Raw genomic sequence first — 24,709 nt, 5'->3', positions numbered from 1 at the left:
AATCGAGTTCGGCGGCCAAAAGGTCGAAGTGCCAAGAGGTGGATACTATGATCGGTTCAGAATGAATCCGGACCTTGATGAGGTTGCAAAAGATCCTGCGGCGGGAAATGTGGATTTTTTCCGACGCATTCCAAAACAACAGGTCCAGTCAAGGATCGGGCCCACATGGGCGCCGAATTTCTACTATCGAAGCCAAAGTGTGCAACTGCTGCTTTTCGCGCCCGCAGACAGATTGCGTGCCGCAATTCCCGAGCCGCTTGAGCCGCTGAAAATTACACCCTCGTCTGGCTTGCTGGCGCTCACGTTCTTCTCTTACCCGGTTTGCGACAACGACCCTTACAATGAGGTGTCTGTTGCGGTGGTGGTACGCCGACCGGGTGCGAAAGGACCGCATGCACTTGAATTGTTGCAGGCAATCCGGCGCCGGAATTTTCATGCGCATGTTCTTGCGCTGCCCGTGGATACCGAGATTGCGCGTGTGCGAGGCGTCTACGGCTATCAATTGCCGAAGTGGCTTGCGAAGATTGAACTGAACATCTCTTCGAAGGTTGAAGCCCGGATTTCTAACGCCGGCGGTGATCCGGATCTCACATTGTCTTCTGCCTTGCCAAGACTGCGCAACGTGCCGTCACAATCACGCCTGGGCATGAACAACCTGATCCATCTTGTGGACGGCGAATGGCATCAGACAAGGGTACAGACCAACACACTCTCCTTCGGCCAACGCCTCCTTCCCGGTGAGGTTCAGCTCACTCGCAAGGGGGGAACGCTCAGCCAGTTGCTTGACGGGTTGGGGGCTTCCAGAATTCTGCGTCTCGACGTCGTCAAGGACGCTCAGCTGGTTCTGCACCTGCCGACACCATTGAAGCCATAGGGATTGGCGCTACCTTCACCGGGAGTGCTTTCAGTTCGCGGGACTTTGCAACGAAGTTCAACACCAGGAGGGAGACTGAGCATGTCGTTTGTAACCACGAAAGACGGGGTAGAAATCTTCTACAAGGATTGGGGTCCACGGGACGCACAGCCGATCCATTTCCATCATGGCTGGCCGCTAAGCGCAGACGACTGGGACAACCAGATGCTGTTCTTTCTCCAAAACGGCTATCGCGTCGTAGCTCACGACAGGCGCGGACATGGGCGCTCTTCCCAGGTCAGCGAGGGTCACGACATGGACCACTACGCCGCCGACGCATCAGCAGTGGTAGAGCATCTCGATCTCAGGAATGCCATCCATATCGGCCATTCGACGGGGGGCGGTCAAGTCGCGCGCTACGTTGCGCAACATGGGCAGCCCCAGGGCCGGGTGGCCAAGGCAGTGCTGGTCAGCGCGGTTCCGCCTCTGATGGTCAAGACATCGGATAACCCAGACGGCATACCGATCGAGGTCTTCGACGATTTCCGTTCAGCACTCGCGGCCAATCGAGCCCAATTCTTTCTCGATGTCCCCGCGGGCCCGTTCTACGGATACAACCGCGACGGCGCCGAACCATCAGAAGGCGTCATCAAGAACTGGTGGCGGCAGGGCATGATGGGCAGCGCCAAGGCACACTACGAAGGCATCAAGGCCTTCTCCGAAACCGATCAGACCGAAGATCTGAAGGCAATCACCGTCCCCACCCTGGTGATGCACGGCGACGACGATCAGGTTGTTCCCTATAAGACAGCAGCAATCATGCAGGACAAGCTTCTGCAGAACAGCACTCTGATCATCTATCCGGGCTTCTCGCACGGGATGCTCACAGTGAACGCCGATGTGGTCAACGCCGACCTTCTGAAGTTCGTCCGCGGATAAGATCGATAAACTCGTCGTTAGAATTCGTGAAACACGTGGTGGAGCGCTTCACAACTCCACCACTTGTGACCTTTGCTGAGATTGGGTTTTCTATTCTTTCAGCAACTTCTTGCCGTGCGAAAGCCCACATGTACACAAAACCCGTTGTCAAACAGCCATGTATGTCCGCTTTTAGGAAACAATTCGGATTAGTTGAATGGCGAATTTGGGGGCGCGAAGCCGCCATTGATTGAGACGACAGCCAAGGTCAGCAAAGGGCCGGAAGCGGACTGTGGGGGTCTAAGGTTTGGCATTACAACAGCCGTCATTCGATGAGATTGGACTGTAAATACGGTTCGATCCTTTAAAAATTGCAGGCGGATTTTTTGAAACTTTGCATCGAACTACAAGCCACCCGAATGGCTCACGTCCGAATGTGCTATTCTCCGCTTTCAAAAAGGATCTGGGTAAGCCGGCGCCCGAAGGCACCGGCCTTGCTCTTGAGTTATTTCGTTCCTACCGGCATCACGACCTGGTACCAGGGATCGAAGGTGTCGAGCAGTCCGACGAACTCCTCGAATTTCTTGGGATCCCCGTCGAGCTTGATCTTGCCGCCTGTCACGCCCTGCTCGACCTTCAGCTTTCCGGCAATAACCTCGTTCAACGTCGCCCGGTCAAGGGTAAGGCTAGCATCGGCATCGGTCGCCTGCTGGCCTTTGTGGTACTGGAGAACGCCATACTGAACTACCAGCAAGTATTTCTGCTTGGTGTCAGGGAGATCCACGTTCAACTTGATCGTCTTGCTTTCCGCTTTGGGGCCATCCAGGCGGATTGAAAGGAAGTCGAAAAACAGTTCGAGCGGCATGGCAGAGACGGTGTCAGGGCTCGCGAAAACGGCGACCGAAACGGGTTTAACACCTTCGCGCAGATCCTTGGCAGCGCTCATGTACCATCCGCGCCAGGTGCCTGCTTCGGCCTGATAGCCGAGCTGTTCGCTGGCGTCCGCCATGAGATTACGCGCCTCCATGTTGGTGGGATCTGCGTAGACCACCTGCATCATCACTTGCATGACCCAACGGTAGTCGCCGTTGTCGAAATCGACCTTGGCCTTCTCAACGATTGCATCGGCGCCGCCCATGTAATCGACGTATTTCTTGGCGGCTTCGACCCGGGGCAGCGGGTGCAGCGTGGCAGGATTGCCGTTGTACCAGCCAAATTGCTTGTCGATGGCTGCCTTCACGTTGTGATTTGTGGTGCCGTAATAACCTCGCAATCCCCATTCGGATTGAAGGTCCTTGGGCAACTTGATCATCTCGGCAGCCTCGATCATGTCGTAACCCGAGTTAGCCAGGCGGATCGACTGGTCGTTGATATATTTATAGGCGGCGGATTGCCTGGTCAGGTGCTCACTGACGCGCTCTTTGTCCCAGACGGGCCAGTGATGCGGCGCATAGAGAACTTCGGCTTCGCCGCCCCAGCGTTCATTGGCTTCTTTCAGGTACTTGGCCCAGTTGTACGCGCTACGGACCTTGGCCCCGCGCAAACTATAGACATTGTGCTGCGTGTGGACTGCGTCCTCCGCGGTAGAAAGCGCCTTGTATTCAGGGATATAGAAGAACATTTCTGAAGGTGCTTCGGTATCCGGAGCGAGCATGAACTCTATGTCCAGACCGGCAATCTTCTCCTTCTGCACTTGCTCGGTGATCACATTGGTCGGAACGGCGAACGTGATGGTTCCTCTGGAATTGATCAGGCCTAGACCACTGGTCACGCTGCCAGTTGGGCCTGGCGTCACCAACTGGCTGTACTGGTAGCCGCTGAGTCGTGTCTGGCGGTTGCCACCAATCACGTTTTCATTGAGGGCAGCTTCCGTGAAGCCCTCCGGCGCATAGATCTTGACTTTGCCGGAATCGATATCTTCCTGGTTCACGACACCTTTGACGCCGCCGTAGTGATCAATGTGGGAGTGGCTGAAAATCACCGCCACGACGGGTTTGTCGCCGCGGTTTTTCCGATAGAGATCCAACCCTGCTTTAGCGGTTTCGGCGGATACCAGCGGATCCATTACGATCACACCGTCCGGCCCCTCGATGAAGGTGATGTTGGAGATGTCAAGACCGCGAACCTGATAGATGCCCTTTGTCACCTCGAACAGACCGGTAAAGTGCTGCATAATCTGCGCTTGGCGCCAGAGGCTGGGGTTGACGGTGTCCGGTGCCGGGTTGTCGCCCGCCAGGAAGTCAAACGTCGTCAGATCCCAGATAACGTCTCCCTTTGCATTTTTGACCACGCCGTTGTTTTCAAGCGAAGCGATAAAGCCTTTCTTGGAGTCCTCAAAGGCCTGCTTGTTACTGAAGGGCAATTCCTTGAGCAGCGCCGAATTGGCCGCTTTTGTCGCTTCGGTGGCGGGCTTGGCGGTGTCTTGCGCCAACGCCGTATGACAGAGGCCAGCAGCTAGTATTGTGGCGAAGGTTATTGGTTTCAGTCTCATGCCTAGTCTCCATGCATGGTGAAGCGAAACGAAAAATTGATCTAACGGTTGCTGATCCTCATGACCGGTGTCGTATCCTCCAATGCTGCGCGAAGTGCCGCCTTTTCGGTCTCGTTTCCTTCAATAAGGATCAAGCCATCGGCAAGAGCACGTTCGACCGGCAAGTCCCCCGCGAGGATTGCGAGAAGCACAGGTTCACCGGTGAGCATGACCGCCTCCCTGGCACTGGGGCCGTCCGTGTGGATCTTGTCTTCGATGTTGCCGGCCGATTGCGAGTAACGTGTCCAAAGGCCGCTCTCCACATAGCCAAGCGAGAAACTTGCCGGCAACTCCGCCGCAACGGCAGAGCCTGCGAGGACTTTGCGGAACTCACGGAGGCGGGGCATTGTGTACATGAAGAGAGTTGCGACGTTTCGAGGCGCATCAAGTACCGCGGCATCAACGACACCTTTGTTCGCCGCGTTTCGCAATGCGACCGCTACCGAGAGAGAGCCCGGATACATGCCATCGAGCTTCGGCTCCGGAAGGACGTTGTGAAAGCTGCATCCAATCGCTGCCGGGGCTGCGAGAGAACCGAGAAGCGCAAGCGCGAGTACCGCCGCAAGGTTTCTTCTTACGCGACCAGTTTCAGGGTGCGCGGATACACCAGAGAGAAGTAACTGTTCGAACAACATTGAAAGCCTCATGCAAACTTTCTTCCAAACCGGCGACTGAAGTCGTCTCCCTTCTGCATCACTCACTCTTCGGCTAATTCAGCGGCAAAACTTTCGACTGACGCACGGCATTCAGGGGATATATCGGCCGCATTCTCTTGCAGGCAGGACATGATCCGACCGCCGCCGAACTCCGTGTTGGGACACTGTTTCTCGATATCGTCCGCGCAGACCGCCATAGCGTCGCGAATGGTTGCGAACATATGATCTAGGATGTCTCCGATATCGGAGATTGTATTGGCACAGGCTTCGTCGAGGTGGTCTTCGTGCGCATACAGGCACGAGATCATCCGGCCGTTTCCAGGCGTTACCCCGGAGCACAGGTCTTCGATCGACTTCTCGCACGCCTCGAGTACACCCTGCGCACGTCCCGGTGGAGGTAGCAGGAAGGCTGCCGATGCGAGTACCAAGGCGAACAGAACGGCAAGACTTGCTGGTTTGGTCATCTTCCTCTCCGATCGCGTCTATGGGTTGACAACGACGTAAACAGCCACGCCGTTCTGAACGGTCGGAGCGTAGTAGACACCGCCGCAATTGTAGTAGCTGCGATAGGGCGCGCACCCGGAGATCGAGTTTCTGTAAGCGACACGCCTGGAAGTACGGCGCGCTGTGCGCCTGGAGACACCGGCGACACTGACCGGCGTCAATGGCCGGCCAACCTCCGCACGTGCGGTCGACAGGCCAAAGGACAGTAAAGGCAATGGCTCGAACAGAAACGCCGCCGATATGGCGAAAGACCAAATGAAGCAGTGTTTTCTTTGCATCACAGATTTCTCCTGACTTGCGTCAATCGTTGAGGCCGCTGCCGCCGCAGGTCGCCACATAGACACCTGGAGGCATGCCGGACCAGTCGGGCCCGGCCTGCTTTCATTGGGCTCAGTTTCCGGCTCTGTTGGACATCGCCCTTTCGATCTTTGCCTTGACTGCGGAGAGGTTGAAACTCGCACCCGGCTGCATCGGCGGGAAATCGACGGCTGTCTGCGCCAGCTTGGCGACTTCCTGCTGGACGAAGACGAACCGCCAGAACTCGTAGGCCCACCAGTTTGCTGCAAAGATTGAGTCGCCAAGCCCCATCTTCTCGAACGGATCGAGGCGCAGGTTTACGATGCCTGGCCAGTCGAGAGGAACTTTGGGGCCGAACCAGCCGTCGGGCTGATCAATGAAGGTGTACTTGAAGTCTCCTACCCGCGCAGCCGCCAGTGTTGACTCGGTGAAATACCAGAACTCATTGCGGGCGGACTTCTCGCCTGTGGTTAAAAGTTCGATCTGGTCGTATCCGTCCAGATGAACCTTGTATTCCGTCCCATTGAGCGTCTTGCCCTTTTGAAGATCGGCGACGATGTCGCCGTCATAACCTGCGGCATGGACAAAAGTTGGGAACCAATCCAAACCGGACATGACGCCATTGATCACCTGATCCGGTTCGACCTTGCCGGGCCAGCGGACAATCGCGGGAACTCGGAAACCACCTTCGGTTCCCATGCCCTTCCAGCCTTTGAAGGGTGTATTGCCGCCGTCGGGCCAAGAGAACCCTTCAGCGCCATTGTCGGTGGAAACGACAACAATTGTATTGTCGGCAATGTCCATTTCTTCGAGCTTGTTCATGACATCGCCGATGATGTCATCGAACTGCGCCATGCCGGCTTCCTGAATGGTCCAGCCATTTTCCGAATTGCGCATCTGCTCATATTTCGGCGCCAGGTGCGTGATCACATGCATGCGTGTCGGATTGAGCCAGACGAAGAACGGCTTGTCGTCCTCTTTGGCTTTGTTCATGAAGGTAAAGGCCTTGTCGCGAATGACTTCGTCGACTGTTTCCATATTGTATTTGACGCCTTCGGTCGGTTCCGGCGGCAGTGGCCCTTCGTCAATGATACGCTGCTTGCCCACCTTTCCCCAGCGGGGATCGACGGTGTCATCTTCCTTGTCGGTTGCGAAAGTATGCAGCAAGTTGCGAGGTCCAACCTTGTCCTTCAGGTCTTCCGGATAGTTGGGATGCCACGGGTCTTCCATGGCATCGAGGTGATAGAGGTACCCCCAGAATTCATCGAAACCGTGTAGGGTCGGCAGGAACTCGTTTTTGTCACCCAGGTGGTTCTTGCCGAACTGGCCGGTTGCATAGCCAAGCTCTTTGAGCGCCGTTGCAATGGTCGGCGCCTTGGCCGGCATGCCAATGCTGGCCCCGGCCTGGCCGACGGTCGTCAGTCCTGTCCGGATGGGCAGCTCACCGGTGATGAACGAAGCTCGACCGGCGGTGCAGCTTGCTTCGGCATAATAGTCGGTGAAGATGGCCCCTTCTTCGGCAAGCTTGTCGATATTCGGAGTCCTGCCGGCCATGAGGCCGCGGTGGTAAGCGCCGATGTTCCACGTGCCGATGTCATCGCCCATGATGAAGACGATGTTCGGCTTCTGCGCGTCCTGCGCAAGGGCAGCGGCGGAAACCGATAGACTGAACGCGGCAGCCAGGGCGAGGACACCCGCGACCGCTCTTGGTCTCGATGGTCGTTGAGTGGGCATGGATCGTGTATTCATAGCCAAGTACTCCAATCGTCATTTCTGATCACTTAGCCCGCTACTTGTTCAACTGTTTGAGCTTCATCAATTCGTTTGAAATCAAGAGCTGTTATAAAATCGACTTGTTATCTGTCTGAAATCAAATGCGAATGCTTGATGCGAGCGGACATCTACGAAAGTAAACACCTTTGAAGTGTCGTTGCGTAAGTTGGACCAAAGGGCAACTATGAAAAAACAATCGAGAATTGCAGGGAGGGTGCAGCTCGTTTCGTTTCTGTTCACTTGCGTGGTTTTGATCAACACCGGCATCAATGCACAGGAGCGCGCTCACAAAGTGCTTGTCCTCTACGAGACCGAAAGCACAATCCCAGCAACTCGAGAAATTTTTTCCGGCCTTTTTTCCGAGTTGAAGGTCGCACAGCCGGTCGCTACCGAGTTTTACAGCGAGTTTCTGGATCTCACCCGCTTTACGTCGGCGGGTTTCAGAGAAAAATTGTCGGCATTTCTTACTGAGAAATATAGCGATACTTCGATTGATGCGATTGTTGCAGTCGGCTCGAAATCGCTCGACATGTCACTCGAGTTGCGCGAACGACTGGGGCGTAATGTGCCAGTCGTTGTGGGCGGTGTGAACGAGGCCAGAGTAAAAGACAAAGACCTTCCGGATGATGTTTACGCGATCGTCAGAAAATTCGACGTTAGAGAGACCGCTCGCCTGGCAAAAACACTGCATCCAGATGCGAACCGGCTTGTCGTTATTACAGGATCCGCGCCTTACGACCATGAATGGCAGGAACGCGCTCACAAGATGCTGGGTCCAAATTTCGAAGGGCTTGAAGTGGAGTATCTCTCGGAACTGACCCTGGCTCAGTTCAAGACGGCTGCTTCAGGCCTTGGCGAGAAAACCATTCTGATTGTTCTCACGGTTTTGGAGGATGCCGATGGTCAGAAATTCGTTCCGCGAGATGCGGTTACAGAGATAGCGTTGGTTTCAACGGCTCCAGTTTACAGTGTCTACAGCACCTTTTTAGGCACCGGTATAGTTGGCGGGAAGGTAAACCTGTTTGAAGACATAGGTGCGGACATGGCGCGCCTTGTCGGGCGGATCCTCGATGGCAAGCCTCCTGAGGAACGGTTCTTTTCATCAAAAAGCGTACCACTGTTGGATTGGCACCAGTTGAAGCGCTGGAACATTGACAGAGCAAGTCTTCCAACTGATGTCCGGATCGAGCTTTACGACCCCACAGTATGGGAAAAATACCGGCTGCAAATACTTGTCGGTCTGATGATCATCGCTCTTCAATCGGTGACGATTTTCGCCCTGATAATTTCGGCGCGGCGGCGAAGGGTGATGGCGCACGAGCTTGCCCTTGAACGGCTACAACTCACCCACCTTGCAAGGGCAAACCAGCTCGGTCAGCTTTCAGGCGCATTTGCACATGAACTCAATCAGCCGCTGACTTCCATTCTTGCAAACGCCGAGGCCGGCGTACGCTTATTGAACACGGATCCACCCGACCTTGAGGAGGTCAGGGACATACTGGGTGATATTGCATCCGCCGACCGGAGAGCTGCCGACACCATCTCCAATTTGCGCAAACTCCTGGTCAAACAAGAGGTCGTTTTGCAGCCGATCGATCTCAACAAGGTCGTCGAGGATACCCTCAAGCTGGCGAACAGTGAGCTGGTTGCGCGCCAGACAACGGTGAGTTTTAGGCCGTCCAGCCACTCCATGATCATTTTGGGAAACTCGGCGCAACTTCAGCAGATTGTCTTGAACCTGGTGCTCAATGCCGCTGAGGCCATGACTGATCTCCCCAAAGCTCAGCGTGTGATCGAGATTGAAACGGGGCTTGGACCTTTTGAGGCCCGAAGGTTGAGCGTATCAGATGCAGGCAGGGGAATGTCCGACGAAATGAAAGAGAAAGCCTTCAGCCCCTTCGTGAGCGGCGGCAAGCACGGCATGGGGCTCGGATTGCCGATCTGTCGCTCGATAGCGCAGGCGCACGGAGGCACACTCAATTTCGACACGAGTAAAGCGAGCGGTACGTGCGTATATTTGAGCTTGCCCTCGCCGGAGGAGGCTGCTGATGGATGAAGTTTCTGAGACTGGGAAAATATACCTCGTTGACGACGATCCGGAGCTGCTTGTCGCACTCGGACGTCTGCTGCGTTCAGCCGGGCATGTAACCGAAGGTTACGTTAGCGCACAGGCCTTTCTCGATAAGCACGACCCGGAAGAGCCTGGGTGCGCCATTCTGGATCTCGAGATGCCCGGTATGGACGGAGTTGAGCTCTACCATGCACTCAGGAAAGAGAGTTCGAGCCGGCAGGTCATCTATCTGACCGGTCACGGCAGCATCGTGGTTTGCGCAGATGCAATGAAGGAAGGTGCTGTCGATTTTCTGACAAAACCGGTTTGTGCCGAAAAGCTGTTCGCCGCGGTCAACGAAGCTCTAAAACGGGACAAGATCTTGCGCTGGAACGGACAGCACGAGAGGGAAATGCAAGAGCGTCTCGAGAGCCTCACTCCGAGGGAAAACCAGGTCCTTGAACTCGTCGTTTCCGGGCAACTCAACAAGCAAATTGCCGCTGAGCTGAACATATCCGAAAAAACCACAAAAGTTCACCGGGGCCGGATGATGGAGAAGCTGAAGGTCCGGACGATCGCAGATCTTGTTCGTGAGGTCACTGATTACCGGAATAAAATGGGCTTACCGCCGGACGCTCGAAGCGAAAATGTTCAATAGGGACCTAAGGGCAACTACATTCACCAGGCTTTCTCATATAGTTTCCGTCGATGACTGCAAACCTTCCACTTGTATCGCTCGTCGATGATGATGCGACTGTTCGAAAGGCGCTAAGTCGACTAATCCGGTCGCTTGCGTTCGAATGCGAAGACTTTGCTTCTGCGGAACAGTTCATTCGTGAAGGGACGAGTTCCAACCCGGTCTGTGTTTTCGCTGACTACCACATGCCGGAGATGACGGGCCTCGACCTGGTAATTTGCTTTTGCGAGCGAGATCTACACATCCCCATCATCATCATGACGGGATTTGATGAGGACGGACTACAGGAAAAATGTCTCGGTGCAGGTGCCATAGACTACCTCCTTAAACCACTTGATGGTCCTACGATTGCCTCTGCAATCCATCGGGCTCAGATGGCAAAGCCGTTAAAGCCAGGTTGGTGATTCAGATTCAGCATTCCATCATCTCGCGAACTTCTGATTTAGTGCAGCCAGCTTGCCGTTGTGTTTCTTTTTCCTGAACAAACTCTGGAACATGGACTGGCGACCTGCTTCGCAACAATCGACTGCTTTCTGAAAGCAATCTAAATAAGAGCAAACTACCGAAATAGAAGCACCTTTCTGGCCGACCGGTTAACTTGTAACAACCAATCAGCTACAGAGCCATCTGTGGACAGTTTACGTACTCTGATCGGACTTAGCTGACATTTTTCGGCCCTGGATGCGGAGTGGTTTCCGGCCCAGAGCTGCCGTTCAACACCTATTGATTCAATGGCGGCTTTGCGTCCCCATTTCGGTCGTTCAGGCTCATAAGATTGTTTTCTGTAAGCAGTCGTTCCTTCCAAATAACGCTCCCAAGCCAGTTTGGTCTAAGTACCTTATCTGCCCCAACTCAGCACCACCGGATCGAGCGGACGAATAAGTCGGAGTAGCAGGTCCCGAGTATCTGGATGCAGAGGTGGAATCGGGTGACGGCAATAGTCAGATCGGATCACCTTGCCTTCCAGCATGGCAGCTTTTGCCGAGCGGAAACCACACTGCCGGTTCTCGTGGTTGATTGCCGGTAACACCTCGGTATAGACGGACGCTGCGCCGGCCAGGTCTCCGGATGCATACAATTCCAGGACTGGCTTGATCTTGTCCGGGATCATGGCAGACGTCATGCTTCCCGTGGCCCCTGCTTCCAGATCGGCCAGAAGCGTGATGCCTTCTTCACCATCGAAGGGCCCTTCGATGAAATTGCCCCCCTCGGCTATGAGCGCGCGGAGTTTCGCGGCAGCCTGTGGACACTCGATCTTAAAGAGCTTCACCATCTCGATCTCTCGGGCCATACGCACGAGTAGCGGCACGGGAAGATCCACACCAGAAAGCGGGGCATCCTGAACCATGATCGGGATGCCGACTTCGCCAACTTTCGCAAATTGTTCGAAGGTCTGCTGTGCGTTTCCTTTGAGAAGTGCACCGTGATAGGGCGGCATCATCATGACCATCGCCGCCCCCAAGCTCTTGGCCGCCTTTGCCCTCGAAACGGCAATCTGTGTCGCGAAATGACTGATCGTGACGATGACGGGTACACGACCCGCAACGTGGTTCAGAGACAGTCGGGTCAGATCGCTTCGCTCCTCGTCGGAGAGCAGGAACTGCTCAGAGAAATTGGCGAGAATACAGATCCCGTCGACACCCTGGTCGATCATGCAATCGAGGACGCGGCGCATGCCTTCATTGTCCACGATCCCGTTTTCATGGAACGGGGTCGGAGCAACGGGCCAGATTCCGGAATATGCGGGCATGGTGTTACGAAACTCATCTTTAGCACAAATGGGTGGGCGGAGGTCGATTGTTCATCCCGACAGCAGTCGATCCTGAAGACGCTGCGCGTGTTCCAGGATGCGCGGGTCACATGTTCGAGGGCCCGGCTTTCGATTGTGACCGGGCCCATAGCCCGTGCGCCAGCCATACGCCTGCTTGCCAAGCAGGATCTGTCCCTCTGGTGCAGGGCGTTCCCGGATGAACTGCATCAAGGGCAGGATTTGCGCGTGGATCGCGTCTACCGTTTCCCAGTCACCGGCCGCGGCAGCCCGGTGAATGGCGACTTGCTCGGAAACGAAATTCGGAGCCGGGATGAGGCCATGGACACCTGCGCGGAGAAAGAAAGGGTATTCAACGCCCCAGTTTCCCGTCAGGATGCGGAACCTGTCGCGATGGTCGGCGGTAAAGGCGGCGACGTCCTCACTGGCGGTTTCCGCCTTCACTCCGATCAGATTCGGGCAGTTCCGCTGCAAGTCGACCAGATCCGCGTTGGACAGATACGTTCCCGCGATCAGAGCGTTCTGGATCGCAATTGGAAGACCCGCCTCATCAATGAGCGGCTTAAGCATTTCAACCCAGTCGGCCGGGTCCGCTGGCGGCCCGAGTGGCGGCTGGAGGATGACCCAGTCGGCGCCCTCCTCCCGCGCGGCCCTGATCAAGTCCTGTTGCCCCTGCAGCGTCGCGTCCATCACCGTGACACCCAACGAGGCTTTGCCCTCCAGGCTCTTCACGGTTTCCCGCAAGGCGGCGATCTTTTCGGCAAGGCTCAGCCTGTAAAACTGCGTGATGAACCCGAAAAGAACCACGCCGTCGGCGCCTGCTTCCAGGCAATGCTCGCATTGGTGCCTGAACCCGTCCAGCCGCAAGCCACCCTGCTCATTGAAGAAGGCGTAAAGCACGGGCAACACGCCACCAATCTTTTCTTGGTTCATCTTCTTGCCGTTTCCGCCGACCAGGGGTAGGGTCGCTGCCAGTTCCGGCCGAGAATGCCCGGGTCGCTCCCCGGTTGCGGCTTCGTTTCCGCCGCATAGACAATGGTCTTCTCCCGGTGCCCCTTGATGGTCTCCGCCACCTGCCAGTCCGTCAGAGCCCTGTCCAGATCCTGCCGGACCTGCTGCCACTTGGGATCGTCGGCCAGATTGACCTGCTCGCCCGGGTCCGCTTCCATGTCGTGAAGCGTGATTGTGCCTCCGACATAGCGGGCAAGCTTCTTGCGGTCCTTTTCAATCATGAAACCGCGATGGGTCGCCCCGCAGATGACGCGTGGTTCGTCCGGCGCATCCTGAAAAAGGCTCGCAAAGCCAAGGTCCTTACGTGCCTCCAGGCCGGCGAGTTGCAGGAACGTCGGGTAAAGATCGCTCAGGGTCACGGTGTCGGCACGTATCTGTCGAGATACGCCGGGACCGGCCACGATCATCGGCACACGGATGGACGGGTCCATGAAGAAATTCTTGCAGACCAATGAGTAGTCGCCGACGAAATCACCATGATCCGATGCAAAGACGATGATCGTGTCATCGCTCAGTCCCAGGCGATCCAGGGCGGTGAGCACGCGGCCGACGGCCAGATCGACGATATGGATCAACGCCGAATAATGCGCCCTGACCTTTGCCTTTTGCTCGTTGGTGAAGACCGAATAATCGAGATCCGCCCAAGGGTTCTTCATGTTGGAGATCAGCCACGGGCGCAGGGCCTCGCTTTCCGCCGTTTCGGCAAGCGGTGGGGGCATCTCCTCAGGGTCGAACAGTGCGGCGATTTCAGGCGGCGGATCGTAGGGACAATGCGGCGAGGGAAACCCGACCATAAGGGCAAAGGGCCGGGTTCCATCGCGCCTTTCCAAGAAGGAAACCGCCTGATCGGCGCACCAAAGATCCACCTGTTCTTCCTTGGCCAAAGGCGAGTAACAGGCACCGGCGTTCTCGCGGTACCCTTCGAATTCGCGCCCGTGACGTTTGCACTTACCGCGACTTTCAAGGAAATCCGCATAGTCATCGCGAATTCCAATCTGGCGCTTGTCCTCCGCGACAACCCGTTCATGGAATCCTTCCGAGGCATCCCAGGGATAAAAGTGCATCTTGCCAATGGAACAGGTGTCGTAGCCCCCCTGCGACAGCAGTTCCGGCCAGCTGTCCAGGCCGCACTCCCGGCGGTCCGGGCGAAGCCATGCACCGTTCACCAGCACGCCGTTTTCCAGCGAGGTCGTGCCGGTCAGCAGGCTGGCGCGCGCAGGCACGCATATCGGGTTAGGCGACAGACAGCGGTCAAACAGCATGCCGCGCGCGGCAAGCGCATCGATGTTCGGTGTTCTGGCAAAACGGGCACCGTAACAGCCAAGGAAATCTGCCCTCAGCTGGTCCGGCATGAAGAAGAGAATGTTCGGCCGTCCGGTTTCCCGCATCGTTATGACGCCATTGCCAGTTCAAATCCAGGCACCGCGCCACGATCCACTGGAGGATGGCCTTTCGCCTCCTTCATCAAAGCCTCGATTTCTTCTTTTGCCGAGGCGGATGTTCCCCAGTGCCGGTCGACGTCCGGCCAGGGAATGGAATTGATGAGGAGTTGTGTATAGGGATGCTGCGGATTGCCGATCACTTCTTTCGGAGGTCCGGCCTCGGCCACGTGCCCTTCATGCAGAACAATCACATAATCGCTGACGTGGTAGGCTGTCGCCAGGTCGTGGGTGATATAGACGATCGATATCCCGTGCTTGTCTTTCAAGTCGTAGAGGTTCTTCAGGATCGAAGCTCTCAGACTGGCATCGACCATGCTGACCGGCTCATCAGCAACGAGAAGCTTCGGCGACAGCATGAGCGCCCGGGCAACCATCAGGCGCTGACGCTGTCCGCCGGAGAGTTCGTGCGGGAAACGTCCGATAATCTTCGAGGGATCGAGTCCCACCCCCTTGCAGGCCTCAGCGCATCGGGCCCGGATATCGGCCGCATCTCCGGAAATTCCGAACCTTTTCAGCGGCAGCGAGAGAGCCCGCTCAACCCTGTAGTAGGGGTTGAAAGCGCCATAGGGATCCTGGAATACGGCCTGGATATCCTTTCTCAAGGATTTTGTTTCTGCCCGGCCGAGCCTTGCCATGTCCCAGCCTTCAAACAGGACCTCACCCGTCGTGGGCCGGTTGAAGCCCAGCATCAGACCGCCCATGGTCGATTTTCCCGACCCCGACTGACCGACGATGGAGATAATCTTGGGCTGAGCACCGTCCAGGATGAAACTGAGTGGGTGCAGCGCCGTGTTGCCTTTCTTGCCGAAGAGCCCGCCGCCATAGACCTTCGAGACACCCCGGAACTCAAGCAGCGCGGCCGAACCGGCTTTTCGTCCAGCGGCCGGAGTCGCCGACAACTTCGGAAGGAAACTCTCGCCTTTGATCGACGGCACTGACGAAATCAGCTGACGCGTATAGGGGTGTTCAGGCCTCGAAAAAATATCCCGTATGGAGCCCTTTTCGACGATCCGGCCATCCTTCATTACCATCAACTCGTCCACGCACTGGGCCATCAGGCCCATGTCGTGGCCGATCAGGATAAGAGCGGAGCCGATAGCTTCCTGGGCCTTTTCGAGCGTCTCCATCACCTGGCGCTGGGTGATCACGTCGAGGGCCGAAGTCGGCTCGTCGGCAATGATCAATTCCGGCTGAAGTGCAGTCGCGATCGCGATACAGGCGCGCTGTTTCATGCCACCGGAAAGCTCGTGCGGATACATGCGTGCGACCCGTGGCGGCAGACCGACACCTGCCAGCGCCGCGTCGGAGCGTTGCTTGAGTTCGGCGGAAGGGATCTTGCCTTCGTGATCGACGATACCGTCCCAGATCTGCTGTTCGATCCGCATCACCGGATTGAGCGAGTTCATGGCGCCTTGCGGGATATAGCTGATCCGCCGCAGACGGGTCTGACGCATTTCTTCCGGAGACAGCGCCAGAATGTCGGTTTCGCCGAGCAGGATCCGGCCTTTCGACACTTTGCCCGGCTGCTTGACCATGCGCATGATCGCCAGCGCGGTCGTGGTCTTGCCCGAGCCGCTTTCGCCGACAAATCCGACACGCCGTCCGGGCTCGATGGCAATATCGACATCGGCGACGGCGTGGATGACACCGGAATGAACAGGAAAATCGACACAAAGGTGCTGGATATCAAGCATTGTCAGGCCCTTCTGCGCAGACGGGGATTGGCCAGTTCGTCCAGGCCGGTATTGATGAGATAAAGGCCCACAAACAGGATGATGAGTGCGGCAATCGGCGGAATGATCCACCACCAGAGTTTCAGCAGGAACGCAGAGAAGTTCATCATGTAGTAGATGCTCATGCCGAGGGTCGGCGCATTCTGTGGACCAAGCCCCATGGCTTCCAGACCGATGGAGGCGAGAACCGCCGCGGAAACCGCTGTTACGAAGGACGCCACCAGATAAGGCATCAGGTTCGGCACCAGTTCGAAGAAGATGATCTCGAAGGGTCCAGCTCCCGAGATGCGCGCCGTATCGACATAGCCGGCATTACGCATGACCAGGACCTGGGCCCGGATTTGCCGCGTCGGGCGGCGCCAGGCCAGTGCGGCAATGATCAGCGCCATCATGGTTGGTGTCATGCCTTCCTTGAACGCCGATGCGATAATGACCAGGATCAGAAGCGCCGGTACGGTCAAAAGGACGTCCGTCGCGAAATTGATGATCCGGTCCGTCCAGCCCCCGAAATAGGCCGAGATGAAACCGAGGCTTCCCCCGATGAACATACCGATTGCTCCGGCGATAAGGCCGAGACGCACCGTCAGCCAGGTTCCGTAAACGAGAACTGCAAAAAGGTTACGCCCCTGCGTATCGGTGCCGAAGGGCAACCCTGCTCCGGGAGGTTGCGACGGCGGTGCCGACAGGGGACGGGCCATACGCTCGTCGACGAAGAAGCTGCCAAAGAAGGAAAACAGCACCAGAAAAGCGACAAGCAGAATGCCGATCGTCAGCGAGGGATTTCGCGCCAGGTAGCCCTTGATATTGTCGAACCTGCCCGGCTCGCGTTCGGTGGAAACCAGAGTAGCCATGGTCATTGCCGGATCCTTCAGGCGCGATGAGAGCGGGTGCGCGGGTCGAGCAGCGGGTAGACGAGATCAAGGATCAGCATCGACACGGCGACCGCGAGAATGAGAACGAACACGATGCCGTAGATCGTGTAGTAGTCGAGATAGTCGACCGCCTGCAGCAGCAGGCTGCCCATGCCGGGGTAACCGAAGACGATCTCCACCAGAATGGCACCTGTGACGAGCTGACCCATGAACAGTGCGAGCTGCGTCACCTGCGGCAGGACGGCATTGCGCACGGCATAGCGCAGGAACATGCGCCGGTTCTTCAAGCCCTTGGCTTCGGCGAAGTTCATGTAGTCCTCGCCCTGCACCGTCACCATCATACCGCGCATGCCGAGCGCCCAGATGCCGATGGAAGCAATCACGATTGACGCGCCTGGCAGCAGCGAGTGGTAGAAAACGTCCGTGGCGAACTCTAGGTCCCAGGCTGGGAAGGATGTCAGCGAATAGCCACCGCCAATCGGGAAATAACCGCCCTTGTAGGCAAGGAAATAGATCAGGATCAGGCCGATCAGGTAGAAGGGCACAGCTGAGAACACCATGACGACAGGCACGAGAAGCTGCAGCAGTCGCATGTCCTTGCGCCAAACAGTCAGGGCACCGAGCACCGTACCCAAAAGGAACGCAACCAGCGTTGCCGTGACCATGAGACCCAGTGTCCACGGGAGAGCCCCCAGGATCATGTCGGCAACCCGGGTCGGGTAGCTGGTGATGGAGTAGTTGAGGTCCAGCGTCAGCATGTCGCCGAGATAGTCGAAATATTGCTCCAGCAGCGGCCGGTCGAGCCCGAAGCGCTCGTTGAAGATCACCAGTAACTCTTGCATGTTGACACTGCCGGGCGCCGAGCTTTCGGACATCTCGGTGATTTTTTCAAGGACCGGGTTCTTGTCGCTGAGGCGCGGAATGAAGAAGTTCAGCGTTGCCGCGGTCACCACGACAAGAAACAGCATCACCAGCCGCTTCGTCAGATAGATCAGATACATCGATGCCACCGTTTCGGGTCGAGAGCTCCGCCGGCCGGAGGACAGGCCGGCGGAGTGAAAGGCCTATTGTTTGGCTTCAAGATTGTGCAGCACGTAACCGAACTGCCCGGAAGCAAACCAGAAGGCCGGCTGCATGTACGGGTTTTCCGTGGTCGGGTAGTTGTCCCAGTAGGTCGTGTTGTAGGGGATCCTGTGAACCCACTGGTTGAGCGGCACTTCGACGGCGTTTTCGTACCAGATTTCCATCGCTTTCCTCACCAGCGGACGCATCTGCGGATCGTCCGGAGAGATCAGGCCGATCTGGTCGACGATGGCCGAATACTGCTCGTTGCACCAACGGTCGAGGATCAGGAGCGGTTTTCCGACATCGACCGCATTCTTGCAGTGATAGAGATCCAGCGTGTCATAGGGATCCGCAACACCGCCGCGATGCCCGAAGATGGAGAGTTCCGTCTTGCCTTCGACCATCAGGCCGCGGCTTTCCGTATTGGTCTGGAATTCGACGTCGATGCCGGCATCGCGGAGCTGCTGGGCCAGGATCGGGCCGACGGCTTCGAACAAGGCGAGACCGTGAAAGGCCCCGGAAACGGTCTTACCGTCCTTCTCCCACATGCCGTCGCCATTCTTGGCGTAACCCATTTCCTCCATCAGGGCATCGCCCTTGGCCGGATCGAAGACGCCGATCTCGTAATTGTCGGCAAGTTCCAGGCTGTCCTCGATATACGGAGCCATCGAACCAAAGGCTGGGAACGGCGTCCGGCTGACCGGGTTGGCGCCCAGATAGGCTATATCCACCAACTGCTGCGCATTGACGTAATAATTCATGGCGCGGCGCAGGCGGACATCGTCCCAGGTGCCGGTCTTGTGGTTCATGTAGAGCGAGTTCGGCCACCAGTCGAGATTGCCGTAGGGAGGTTCGTCTCCGGAGAAAGTCGTCACGTTGTCAGCACTTTCGACGACACTTTTCGTCAGCGGCGCGGAAACCAGATCACCGGTCATGTCAACATCTCCGGACACCACCATCTGGGCTGCCCGGTCGTGGCCGGTCTTCGGAATGTTGATCACACGCTCGACGTCGGGAAGGTCGCGGAAACCTGTTTCGGCACCCCACCAATCATCCCGTCGGTCGAGGATAATCTGCTGCGGGCTGGACCGCACGACCTTCCAGGCCCCGGTGACAACCGGCAGACTGCCGTCCTCGGCGTAGTTGTTGAAGCTAAGCGGATCCTTGCCCGACCAGACATGCTCGGGCAACCAGAACAGTCCTTTGCCGAAGTGGTTGATGAGGTGGCGGAAGGCATAACGGCTATCCGGCCGCTTCAGTTTGATCACGACCGTCAGCGGATCTGGCGACGTGATGGACTCGACACGGTCAGCGACGTCTGAGGCATGCATCAGTCCGCCGGCACCGTTGCCGTTTTCCAGAAGCATGTTGTAGGTGAACAGGATGTCGCTGGCATCGAAGGTTTCGCCGTCAGACCATTTCACCCCATCCCTCAGCTTCACCGTCACTTCGGTAAAATCGTCGGAATAGGAATAGCTTTCCGCCAGCCACGGGATCAGTTCGTCCTTCAGAGAATTATAATAGAACAGAGGTTCCATGATCGGTCCGCCGGACCAGCGGAAGGTCAGATTCGAGGGCAGATAGGGATTGAGCTGTCCGGGGTTGCGGAACTGCGGCGCACCGCCGTCATCCGGCATCAGGATCAGCGTCTTTTCGCGGGCGACCTTGTCCAGCGCCCAGGCGGGGAGCGCAATACTGGCGCTCAAGGCAATGGCCAATGCGGCCAGGCCTGATTTCCTCAAGATACTCATGTTTCTCCTCCCATGAGATTAGATTAAACCTGCGGTGAAACTTCCAACCTTTTTGCTGTCTCTTCTGTGGATTGCGGAAGAACGAGTTCGGCATATCCGCCCGTGCCGACCGGGATGTGCCCGCCGCCCGTCGAATAGATCGTGGCGCCGGTGGTGAACGTGTTTTCCGGGCTGAGCAGATGCAGCGCGAGCGCGGTCAGATCGTCCGGCTGGCCGGCTCTTCCGACCGGATTGGCCTTGCTTTGCATGCGGTCCCAATCCGCCGGATCGCTTCGCCGGAAGGCGTTGCGATCCGTCTGGATGAGGCCGGGCGCAATGTTGTTGATCAGAATGCCGCGGCTCGCCGATTGCACGGCGAGGTTCTCGACGAGGTTTTTCATCGCCGCCTTGGTCATCGCGTAGACCGGCATTTCCGGAGAGGGCGAGACTTCCTGGATCGAGCCGATGGCGAGGATGCGTCCGTACCCAGAAAGTGCCATTGGAGGCATCAGGGTCTGAAGCAGCTCGATGTTGGCCTGCAGGTTGATCCGGATCTGGTCTGCCACGTCCTTTGCTGTCTGAAGCAAGAAGGGAACGTGGTACTGGATCGACGCAGAGAGGACCAACGTATCGATAGGGCCGGCGATTGCCTGGGCCTTTTCGGCAAGGGAACTGCCACCTTCCGGCAGCAACAGGTCCTGTTCGACGCTGATGGCCCGCCCACCGTCGGCCTCGATCCGCTCAATAAGCGAGCTGGCCGCTTCCGCCCGGCCGAAGCGGCTGTCAGCGGCAGCACTGAAATTGACGGCTACCTCGGCCCCGCGCATGGCAAGCTTATAGGACAATTCGGCGGCGATGCCGCGGCTGCCACCGGTTACGAGAACACGATGCCCGGTAAAGTCCCACTGCACAGATTGGGTCTGCATTTTTTCGTTACTCCTAGGCATCAGGACCTGCTCCGCTCATTCCCGAAAAACTCAAGGCGTCGCTGCCGCCAATTGCCTCCAGATCCTCCAACGCAGCCCGCTCGGGAACGAAGCCCAAGCCGGGCGCATCACTCACGCGCACAGCTCCGTCGACACATTCGACAGGCGTATTTCGGATTTCGTCGAATTTCGGGCTTTCACCCACCTGCCGCTCCAGGATCAGGAAAGACGGCAGGGCCGCACCAACTTGTGTCGAAATCGCATCGAGAACGGGGCCGACCGGGTTGTGAAGGCTGGTCGCAACCTGCCTGGCGGACGCCAGACGCAACATCGCAATCCCGTTCGCGATCCCGGTCATCCTGAGATCGGGCAGAACCACGTCATGGCCTTCACAGGAGAGCACCTCGGCCATTTCCTCCAGCCGGGTAACGGTTTCCGCCCCGGCCAGCATCAGCCCGGACGCATTGGCAGCGCTTCGCAAAGACCTCTGTTCCGGAGCGCTGAGGAGAGCCATCGCGCAAGGCTCTTCGACCCAGAAAACCCCTAGGGCCCCCAGTTCACGAAACAGCGGCTCGGCAAGAAAAGGATTGAAGCGGGCATGGCAATCGACAAGCAGTCTCTGCCCCTCCTGCAGCCTGGCCTTGACCGCTGCGACGCGCTGCAGCCCGAGATCGATGAGCTTGGTTTGCTGCGCCAAAGAAGTGCGGTCCCAGCGCAGTCCATCGAAGGGCGCAATCTTGAGCGCATGCGCTCCAGTCAGAGCGAGGATGTGCTCGGCCTGATCCGCGAAGCCTTCAGGAGACCGGTCGTTAATACCGCGGTTGATATTGGCGTAGAACGGGATGTCGCGGCGCTCGGCCCCACCAAGCAAACAGTGTAGCGGCGCGGCGCTCATTTGGCCGAGACCGTCCATCCATGCCTGCTCAAGCGCGGAGACAAACACGCCCCGCGCCCCGCCCATATCCGTCTGCCGCACGCGGCTTGCCAGGTCCGCAAGATCGCGCGCTTGTGCATCCCTCAGACTCGATTGCAGGCGCAGCGCGAGATTGCCCAGTTCCTGTTCCGCGCCGAAATAGCTCGCCTCTCCCCATCCCTCAGCACCGGATAAGAACGTCAGTCTTATCAGCACCCACGTGGTCTTGGCAGAAACCTGCACCTGATAGGCACCTATTTCCGAAATCTCAAAGCGACGATGAGTTTCAAAAAAACTCACTTTTTCCATCCCATTTTGTATTTTGTTCCATCATACGGAACATTTTATAGTTTGTTTGTCAATAGGTATCAATTTTAAAACTTGAACGCCAAGCTGAATGGAAATAGTTTCACTCCATGACACAGACAGATACGACCTCTGAAAAGGCCTCTCCGGAAGTTCCCGGCGCCCAGGCACTTGTGCGCGGACTGGATGTCCTGATGACAATCGGAGCGGCGCCAGCGCCAATGCGTTTCGCGGAACTGCAGAAGGCGCTCGACATTCCCAAAGGGTCGCTGCATCGGCTTCTCGCCGCCTTGCAAAGCCGTGAGCTGGTCCGGTTTGAAGAACACGGCAAACGCTATTCGCTTGGTTCGAAGGTGTTCGATCTTGCCCGGCGCACGATCGATCAGTCTTCCGTCATCCGGGCGGCCAAGCCGGAAATTGCACGACTTTCCCGAATGCTGAACCGGCCCTGCTGCCTTTACGTGCAGGATGGCGACTTCGTCTTCGTGCTCTATTTCGAGGATCCCGACGCAGGAAACGCCCGTGTCGTCCGGGTCTGGCCGCGCATCCCCGCAGCGACATCCGCCCCTGGACTTGCCATTGCCGCCCGCCTTCCTCATCAGGAAGGTAGCGGCAAGGCCAATCCTGCGCTCGGTCAGTCAAAAGCCCTGGGTTATGCGCTGGCCAAGGACGATACTCAATCCGTCGCATCGGCTATGGTGGACTCCAGCGGCTATCCTGTCGCCGCTATCTGCTGTCATTTCGAGACTAGCGCCGAACGGGCAGAAGAGTTGCATGAAACCGGCCGGCTCGTGAAGGAAGCCGCTCAGCGCGCCTCCGGCAACGTCCTTGCGACGGGAAGCGCCGGAAACTTGCCGCCGAAACCCGCAACAATCTCCGCTGGTCTGCAAGTTCTCAACACCGGGCGCGATTTCATGGGCGAGAATCCGGTTTGGTGTCCGGTTCAACAACGTCTGTGGTGGCTGGACATCCTTGCCCCCGCGCTGCGCTGGCTGGACGACGGCGCATCGCAACCCAGCAGGGTCATGCTGGAAGACCTGACCGGTGGCCTGTGCCTCACGGAAAGCGGCCGCCTTCTGCTCGCCGGCAGACAGGGCATCCAGTTGTTCGCCCCCACGACGGGACAGACAACATTGCTGTTCGATCCGGAAGAAGACAAACCCGACAACCGATTCAATTCGGCGGGCCTCGATCAGACAGGCAATCTTTGGGTCGGCACGATGCCGTTGGACAATGCCACCGGCAACGGCAGCCTCTATAGGATCGGCGCGGACCTTACGGTCGATGTCATACTCGAAAACGCCGGACTGCCGAAAAACCCGGCCCTCTCGCCTGATGGCAAGTGGCTTTACCTTTCTGACGGCCGAAGCGGTGCATTGTGCAAATATCCGTTGTCGGCGAATGGAACTCTCGGCAAGCGGCAAGTCCTGGTTCAGGGTTCGACCGAGATCGGGCTGCCCAACGGCATAGCTGTCGATATCGAAGGATATATCTGGGTGACGATGTATGGCGGCTGGTCAGTCAACCGCTACAAGCCCGACGGATCGCTTGACCGAAGGATCGACCTGCCCGTTCCCATGCCAACCGCACTGACCTTTGGAGGACGGGACCTCAAAACCCTTTTTGTAACCTCGACCTATCTGCGTATGCCCGCAGGTTATTCAAGCATTGCACCGCAGGCGGGAAACCTGATCCGGATCGAAACGGATGTCGTTGGCGGCCCTGCTGGTCGTTTCGGACTGTAGCCCATGACATTCCAGATCTTGTCACAACCCATGGCCATAACCGGAGAAGCGCCGCTCTGGGATCCCGTGCGCCAATGTCTCTGGTGGCTCGATATCCAGGCTCAACGATTGCTACGCACAGAACCGGACGGTGCGACCGGCGCAACGCCGCTTCCCTGGCAACCCGGTCTTATTGCACTCGCAGAAAGCGGCCGGCTTGTGCTCGGCCTGGAAACCGGACTGTTCCTCCACGATCCCGAAAACGGAACTCTGGACCAGATCAGCGAGACGGAAGCTGACCGTGTCACGGTCCGGCTGAACGACGGCAAACCAGACAAGTATGGCAGGCTCTGGTTTGGATCCATGGACATGACCGGCGAAGGTCGCGCTATCGGCCGTCTCTACCGGCGCGACACCGACGGTAGCATCCATACGATCCGTGAAAATATCCTCGTTCCCAACGCGATCGCTCCACATCCGGATGGTACCGGCCTGACCTTCGTTGACACACCTACCCGCCGCCTCGAGTTCCTGGAGACGGATCCGGTCACCGGAACCGTTCTGACAAGCAAGATTGTTCACGAATTCACGAGCGATGAACATCCAGACGGCGCTTGTTTTGACCAAGAGGGCAATCTTTGGATCGCCGTGATCGGCAGGGGAGACATTCGCAAGCTGTCGCTCGAAAATGGCGAATTTGAGCGGATTGGAACCCCTGTCACCCGTCCGACCATGCCGATCCTCGGCGGCCCTGATGGACAAACGCTCTTCGTTACCAACCAACGGCGTTTTCTCGACAGCGCTCAATTAAACGCCCAAACAGCTGCGGGCGGTCTTTTGGTGAAAGAGCGGGTAGCAGAGGCTTCGATACTCTTCAGGGTTGGCGGTCTCTAATCACCTTCCGTTTAAAAGATTCTGCTCTACTGCATGAGCGCGACCAT

At 57.3% G+C, this 24,709-nt stretch carries 21 protein-coding genes; 7 read left to right on the top strand and 14 right to left on the bottom strand.

All coding sequences use genetic code 11. From position 1 onward, the window contains the following. Positions 1–199: 199 nt before the first annotated feature. Positions 200–874: an acetoacetate decarboxylase family protein gene (locus tag FIU93_RS13965; protein WP_209010363.1), complete on the top strand. Its 675-nt coding sequence runs from the start codon at positions 200–202 to the stop codon at positions 872–874. Between the two features lie 81 nt (positions 875–955). After that, positions 956–1,792: an alpha/beta hydrolase gene (locus FIU93_RS13960; RefSeq protein WP_152505912.1), complete on the top strand. Its 837-nt coding sequence runs from the start codon at positions 956–958 to the stop codon at positions 1,790–1,792. Between the two features lie 484 nt (positions 1,793–2,276). Here the strand turns inward: FIU93_RS13960 and FIU93_RS13955 are convergent, their stop codons facing one another. The 5 genes from FIU93_RS13955 to FIU93_RS13935 all read right to left on the bottom strand — a co-directional run bounded on the left by FIU93_RS13955 (position 2,277) and on the right by FIU93_RS13935 (position 7,507). After that, on the bottom strand, positions 2,277–4,262 hold the full coding sequence (locus FIU93_RS13955; RefSeq protein WP_152505911.1) for an alkyl sulfatase dimerization domain-containing protein: 1,986 nt from the start codon (positions 4,260–4,262) through the stop codon (positions 2,277–2,279). A gap of 41 nt (positions 4,263–4,303) precedes the next feature. Continuing rightward, a complete protein-coding gene (locus FIU93_RS13950) occupies positions 4,304–4,765 on the bottom strand; it encodes a hypothetical protein (protein WP_152505910.1) in 462 nt (153 codons plus the stop codon). A 233-nt stretch (positions 4,766–4,998) separates the two neighbouring features. Further along, positions 4,999–5,421, bottom strand: coding sequence for a cysteine rich repeat-containing protein (locus FIU93_RS13945; protein WP_152505909.1), 423 nt, complete (start codon positions 5,419–5,421; stop codon positions 4,999–5,001). Between the two features lie 18 nt (positions 5,422–5,439). Beyond that, positions 5,440–5,739 (bottom strand): hypothetical protein, encoded by a 300-nt coding sequence (locus FIU93_RS13940; protein ID WP_152505908.1) that lies wholly within the window; start codon positions 5,737–5,739, stop codon positions 5,440–5,442. 112 nt (positions 5,740–5,851) lie between these two features. Next, positions 5,852–7,507 carry an arylsulfatase gene (locus FIU93_RS13935; RefSeq protein ID WP_152505907.1) on the bottom strand — a complete coding sequence of 552 codons (1,656 nt, stop codon included), beginning with the start codon at positions 7,505–7,507 and terminating at the stop codon, positions 5,852–5,854. Positions 7,508–7,715: 208 nt separating this feature from the next. On the opposite strand from FIU93_RS13935, the gene FIU93_RS13930 reads away from it, so the two are divergent. From FIU93_RS13930 to FIU93_RS31880, 3 genes are read left to right on the top strand one after another with little or no spacing between them, the layout of a single operon-like run. Further along, complete coding sequence (locus FIU93_RS13930) at positions 7,716–9,587, top strand: ATP-binding protein (protein WP_152505906.1); 1,872 nt, start codon at positions 7,716–7,718, stop codon at positions 9,585–9,587. Then, positions 9,580–10,239: a response regulator gene (locus FIU93_RS13925; protein WP_152505905.1), complete on the top strand. Its 660-nt coding sequence runs from the start codon at positions 9,580–9,582 to the stop codon at positions 10,237–10,239. The genes FIU93_RS13930 and FIU93_RS13925 overlap by 8 nt, the downstream gene beginning before the upstream one ends. A gap of 50 nt (positions 10,240–10,289) precedes the next feature. Then, positions 10,290–10,682: a response regulator gene (locus FIU93_RS31880; protein ID WP_152505904.1), complete on the top strand. Its 393-nt coding sequence runs from the start codon at positions 10,290–10,292 to the stop codon at positions 10,680–10,682. A 434-nt stretch (positions 10,683–11,116) separates the two neighbouring features. Here FIU93_RS31880 and FIU93_RS13915 read toward each other — a convergent pair whose 3' ends face one another. The 9 genes from FIU93_RS13915 to FIU93_RS13875 form a co-directional block, all read right to left on the bottom strand. Next, a complete protein-coding gene (locus tag FIU93_RS13915) occupies positions 11,117–12,028 on the bottom strand; it encodes a dihydrodipicolinate synthase family protein (protein ID WP_152505903.1) in 912 nt (303 codons plus the stop codon). Positions 12,029–12,079: 51 nt separating this feature from the next. After that, entirely contained in the window at positions 12,080–12,979 is a 900-nt protein-coding gene (locus tag FIU93_RS13910; protein ID WP_152505902.1) for a dihydrodipicolinate synthase family protein, read from the bottom strand. Further along, positions 12,976–14,445, bottom strand: coding sequence for a sulfatase-like hydrolase/transferase (locus FIU93_RS13905; protein ID WP_152505901.1), 1,470 nt, complete (start codon positions 14,443–14,445; stop codon positions 12,976–12,978). Before FIU93_RS13905 ends, FIU93_RS13910 begins: the two co-directional genes overlap by 4 nt. 2 nt (positions 14,446–14,447) lie before the next feature. Beyond that, positions 14,448–16,193, bottom strand: coding sequence for an ABC transporter ATP-binding protein (locus tag FIU93_RS13900; RefSeq protein WP_152505900.1), 1,746 nt, complete (start codon positions 16,191–16,193; stop codon positions 14,448–14,450). 2 nt (positions 16,194–16,195) lie between these two features. Next, positions 16,196–17,089: an ABC transporter permease gene (locus FIU93_RS13895; RefSeq protein ID WP_152505899.1), complete on the bottom strand. Its 894-nt coding sequence runs from the start codon at positions 17,087–17,089 to the stop codon at positions 16,196–16,198. A gap of 11 nt (positions 17,090–17,100) precedes the next feature. Further along, positions 17,101–18,105 (bottom strand): ABC transporter permease, encoded by a 1,005-nt coding sequence (locus FIU93_RS13890; RefSeq protein ID WP_152505898.1) that lies wholly within the window; start codon positions 18,103–18,105, stop codon positions 17,101–17,103. Positions 18,106–18,168: 63 nt separating this feature from the next. Then, positions 18,169–19,920, bottom strand: coding sequence for an ABC transporter substrate-binding protein (locus tag FIU93_RS13885; RefSeq protein ID WP_152505897.1), 1,752 nt, complete (start codon positions 19,918–19,920; stop codon positions 18,169–18,171). Between the two features lie 23 nt (positions 19,921–19,943). Next, entirely contained in the window at positions 19,944–20,825 is an 882-nt protein-coding gene (locus FIU93_RS13880) for an SDR family oxidoreductase (protein ID WP_173017324.1), read from the bottom strand. A gap of 13 nt (positions 20,826–20,838) precedes the next feature. Further along, on the bottom strand, positions 20,839–22,038 hold the full coding sequence (locus FIU93_RS13875) for an enolase C-terminal domain-like protein (protein WP_173017323.1): 1,200 nt from the start codon (positions 22,036–22,038) through the stop codon (positions 20,839–20,841). A gap of 116 nt (positions 22,039–22,154) precedes the next feature. Between FIU93_RS13875 and FIU93_RS13870 the strand changes: the two genes are divergently transcribed. Both FIU93_RS13870 and FIU93_RS13865 read left to right on the top strand, forming a co-directional pair. After that, positions 22,155–23,789: an SMP-30/gluconolactonase/LRE family protein gene (locus FIU93_RS13870; protein ID WP_152505894.1), complete on the top strand. Its 1,635-nt coding sequence runs from the start codon at positions 22,155–22,157 to the stop codon at positions 23,787–23,789. A gap of 3 nt (positions 23,790–23,792) precedes the next feature. Beyond that, positions 23,793–24,662 carry an SMP-30/gluconolactonase/LRE family protein gene (locus FIU93_RS13865; RefSeq protein ID WP_152505893.1) on the top strand — a complete coding sequence of 290 codons (870 nt, stop codon included), beginning with the start codon at positions 23,793–23,795 and terminating at the stop codon, positions 24,660–24,662. The last annotated feature ends 47 nt before the right edge of the window (positions 24,663–24,709 follow it).

The sequence above is a fragment of the Labrenzia sp. THAF35 genome (assembly GCF_009363595.1).
Lineage (GTDB): Bacteria > Pseudomonadota > Alphaproteobacteria > Rhizobiales > Stappiaceae > Roseibium > Roseibium algicola.
The sequence above is the reverse complement of the archived record's forward strand: the minus strand, read 5'-3'. Positions and strand labels throughout refer to the sequence as shown.

What these genes read in the sequence shown, in the direction of transcription:
- FIU93_RS13960 (WP_152505912.1), top strand. Translation starts at nt 956, where the DNA reads ATGTCGTTTGTAACCACGAAAGACGGGGTAGAAATCTTCTACAAGGAT.
- FIU93_RS13955 (WP_152505911.1), bottom strand. Translation starts at nt 4,262, where the DNA reads ATGAGACTGAAACCAATAACCTTCGCCACAATACTAGCTGCTGGCCTC.
- FIU93_RS13950 (WP_152505910.1), bottom strand. Translation starts at nt 4,765, where the DNA reads ATGTATCCGGGCTCTCTCTCGGTAGCGGTCGCATTGCGAAACGCGGCG.
- FIU93_RS13945 (WP_152505909.1), bottom strand. Translation starts at nt 5,421, where the DNA reads ATGACCAAACCAGCAAGTCTTGCCGTTCTGTTCGCCTTGGTACTCGCA.
- FIU93_RS13940 (WP_152505908.1), bottom strand. Translation starts at nt 5,739, where the DNA reads ATGCAAAGAAAACACTGCTTCATTTGGTCTTTCGCCATATCGGCGGCG.
- FIU93_RS13935 (WP_152505907.1), bottom strand. Translation starts at nt 7,507, where the DNA reads ATGAATACACGATCCATGCCCACTCAACGACCATCGAGACCAAGAGCG.
- FIU93_RS13930 (WP_152505906.1), top strand. Translation starts at nt 7,716, where the DNA reads ATGAAAAAACAATCGAGAATTGCAGGGAGGGTGCAGCTCGTTTCGTTT.
- FIU93_RS13925 (WP_152505905.1), top strand. Translation starts at nt 9,580, where the DNA reads ATGGATGAAGTTTCTGAGACTGGGAAAATATACCTCGTTGACGACGAT.
- FIU93_RS31880 (WP_152505904.1), top strand. Translation starts at nt 10,290, where the DNA reads ATGACTGCAAACCTTCCACTTGTATCGCTCGTCGATGATGATGCGACT.
- FIU93_RS13915 (WP_152505903.1), bottom strand. Translation starts at nt 12,028, where the DNA reads ATGCCCGCATATTCCGGAATCTGGCCCGTTGCTCCGACCCCGTTCCAT.
- FIU93_RS13910 (WP_152505902.1), bottom strand. Translation starts at nt 12,979, where the DNA reads ATGAACCAAGAAAAGATTGGTGGCGTGTTGCCCGTGCTTTACGCCTTC.
- FIU93_RS13905 (WP_152505901.1), bottom strand. Translation starts at nt 14,445, where the DNA reads ATGCGGGAAACCGGACGGCCGAACATTCTCTTCTTCATGCCGGACCAG.
- FIU93_RS13900 (WP_152505900.1), bottom strand. Translation starts at nt 16,193, where the DNA reads ATGCTTGATATCCAGCACCTTTGTGTCGATTTTCCTGTTCATTCCGGT.
- FIU93_RS13895 (WP_152505899.1), bottom strand. Translation starts at nt 17,089, where the DNA reads ATGACCATGGCTACTCTGGTTTCCACCGAACGCGAGCCGGGCAGGTTC.
- FIU93_RS13890 (WP_152505898.1), bottom strand. Translation starts at nt 18,105, where the DNA reads ATGTATCTGATCTATCTGACGAAGCGGCTGGTGATGCTGTTTCTTGTC.
- FIU93_RS13885 (WP_152505897.1), bottom strand. Translation starts at nt 19,920, where the DNA reads ATGAGTATCTTGAGGAAATCAGGCCTGGCCGCATTGGCCATTGCCTTG.
- FIU93_RS13880 (WP_173017324.1), bottom strand. Translation starts at nt 20,825, where the DNA reads ATGCAGACCCAATCTGTGCAGTGGGACTTTACCGGGCATCGTGTTCTC.
- FIU93_RS13870 (WP_152505894.1), top strand. Translation starts at nt 22,155, where the DNA reads ATGACACAGACAGATACGACCTCTGAAAAGGCCTCTCCGGAAGTTCCC.
- FIU93_RS13865 (WP_152505893.1), top strand. Translation starts at nt 23,793, where the DNA reads ATGACATTCCAGATCTTGTCACAACCCATGGCCATAACCGGAGAAGCG.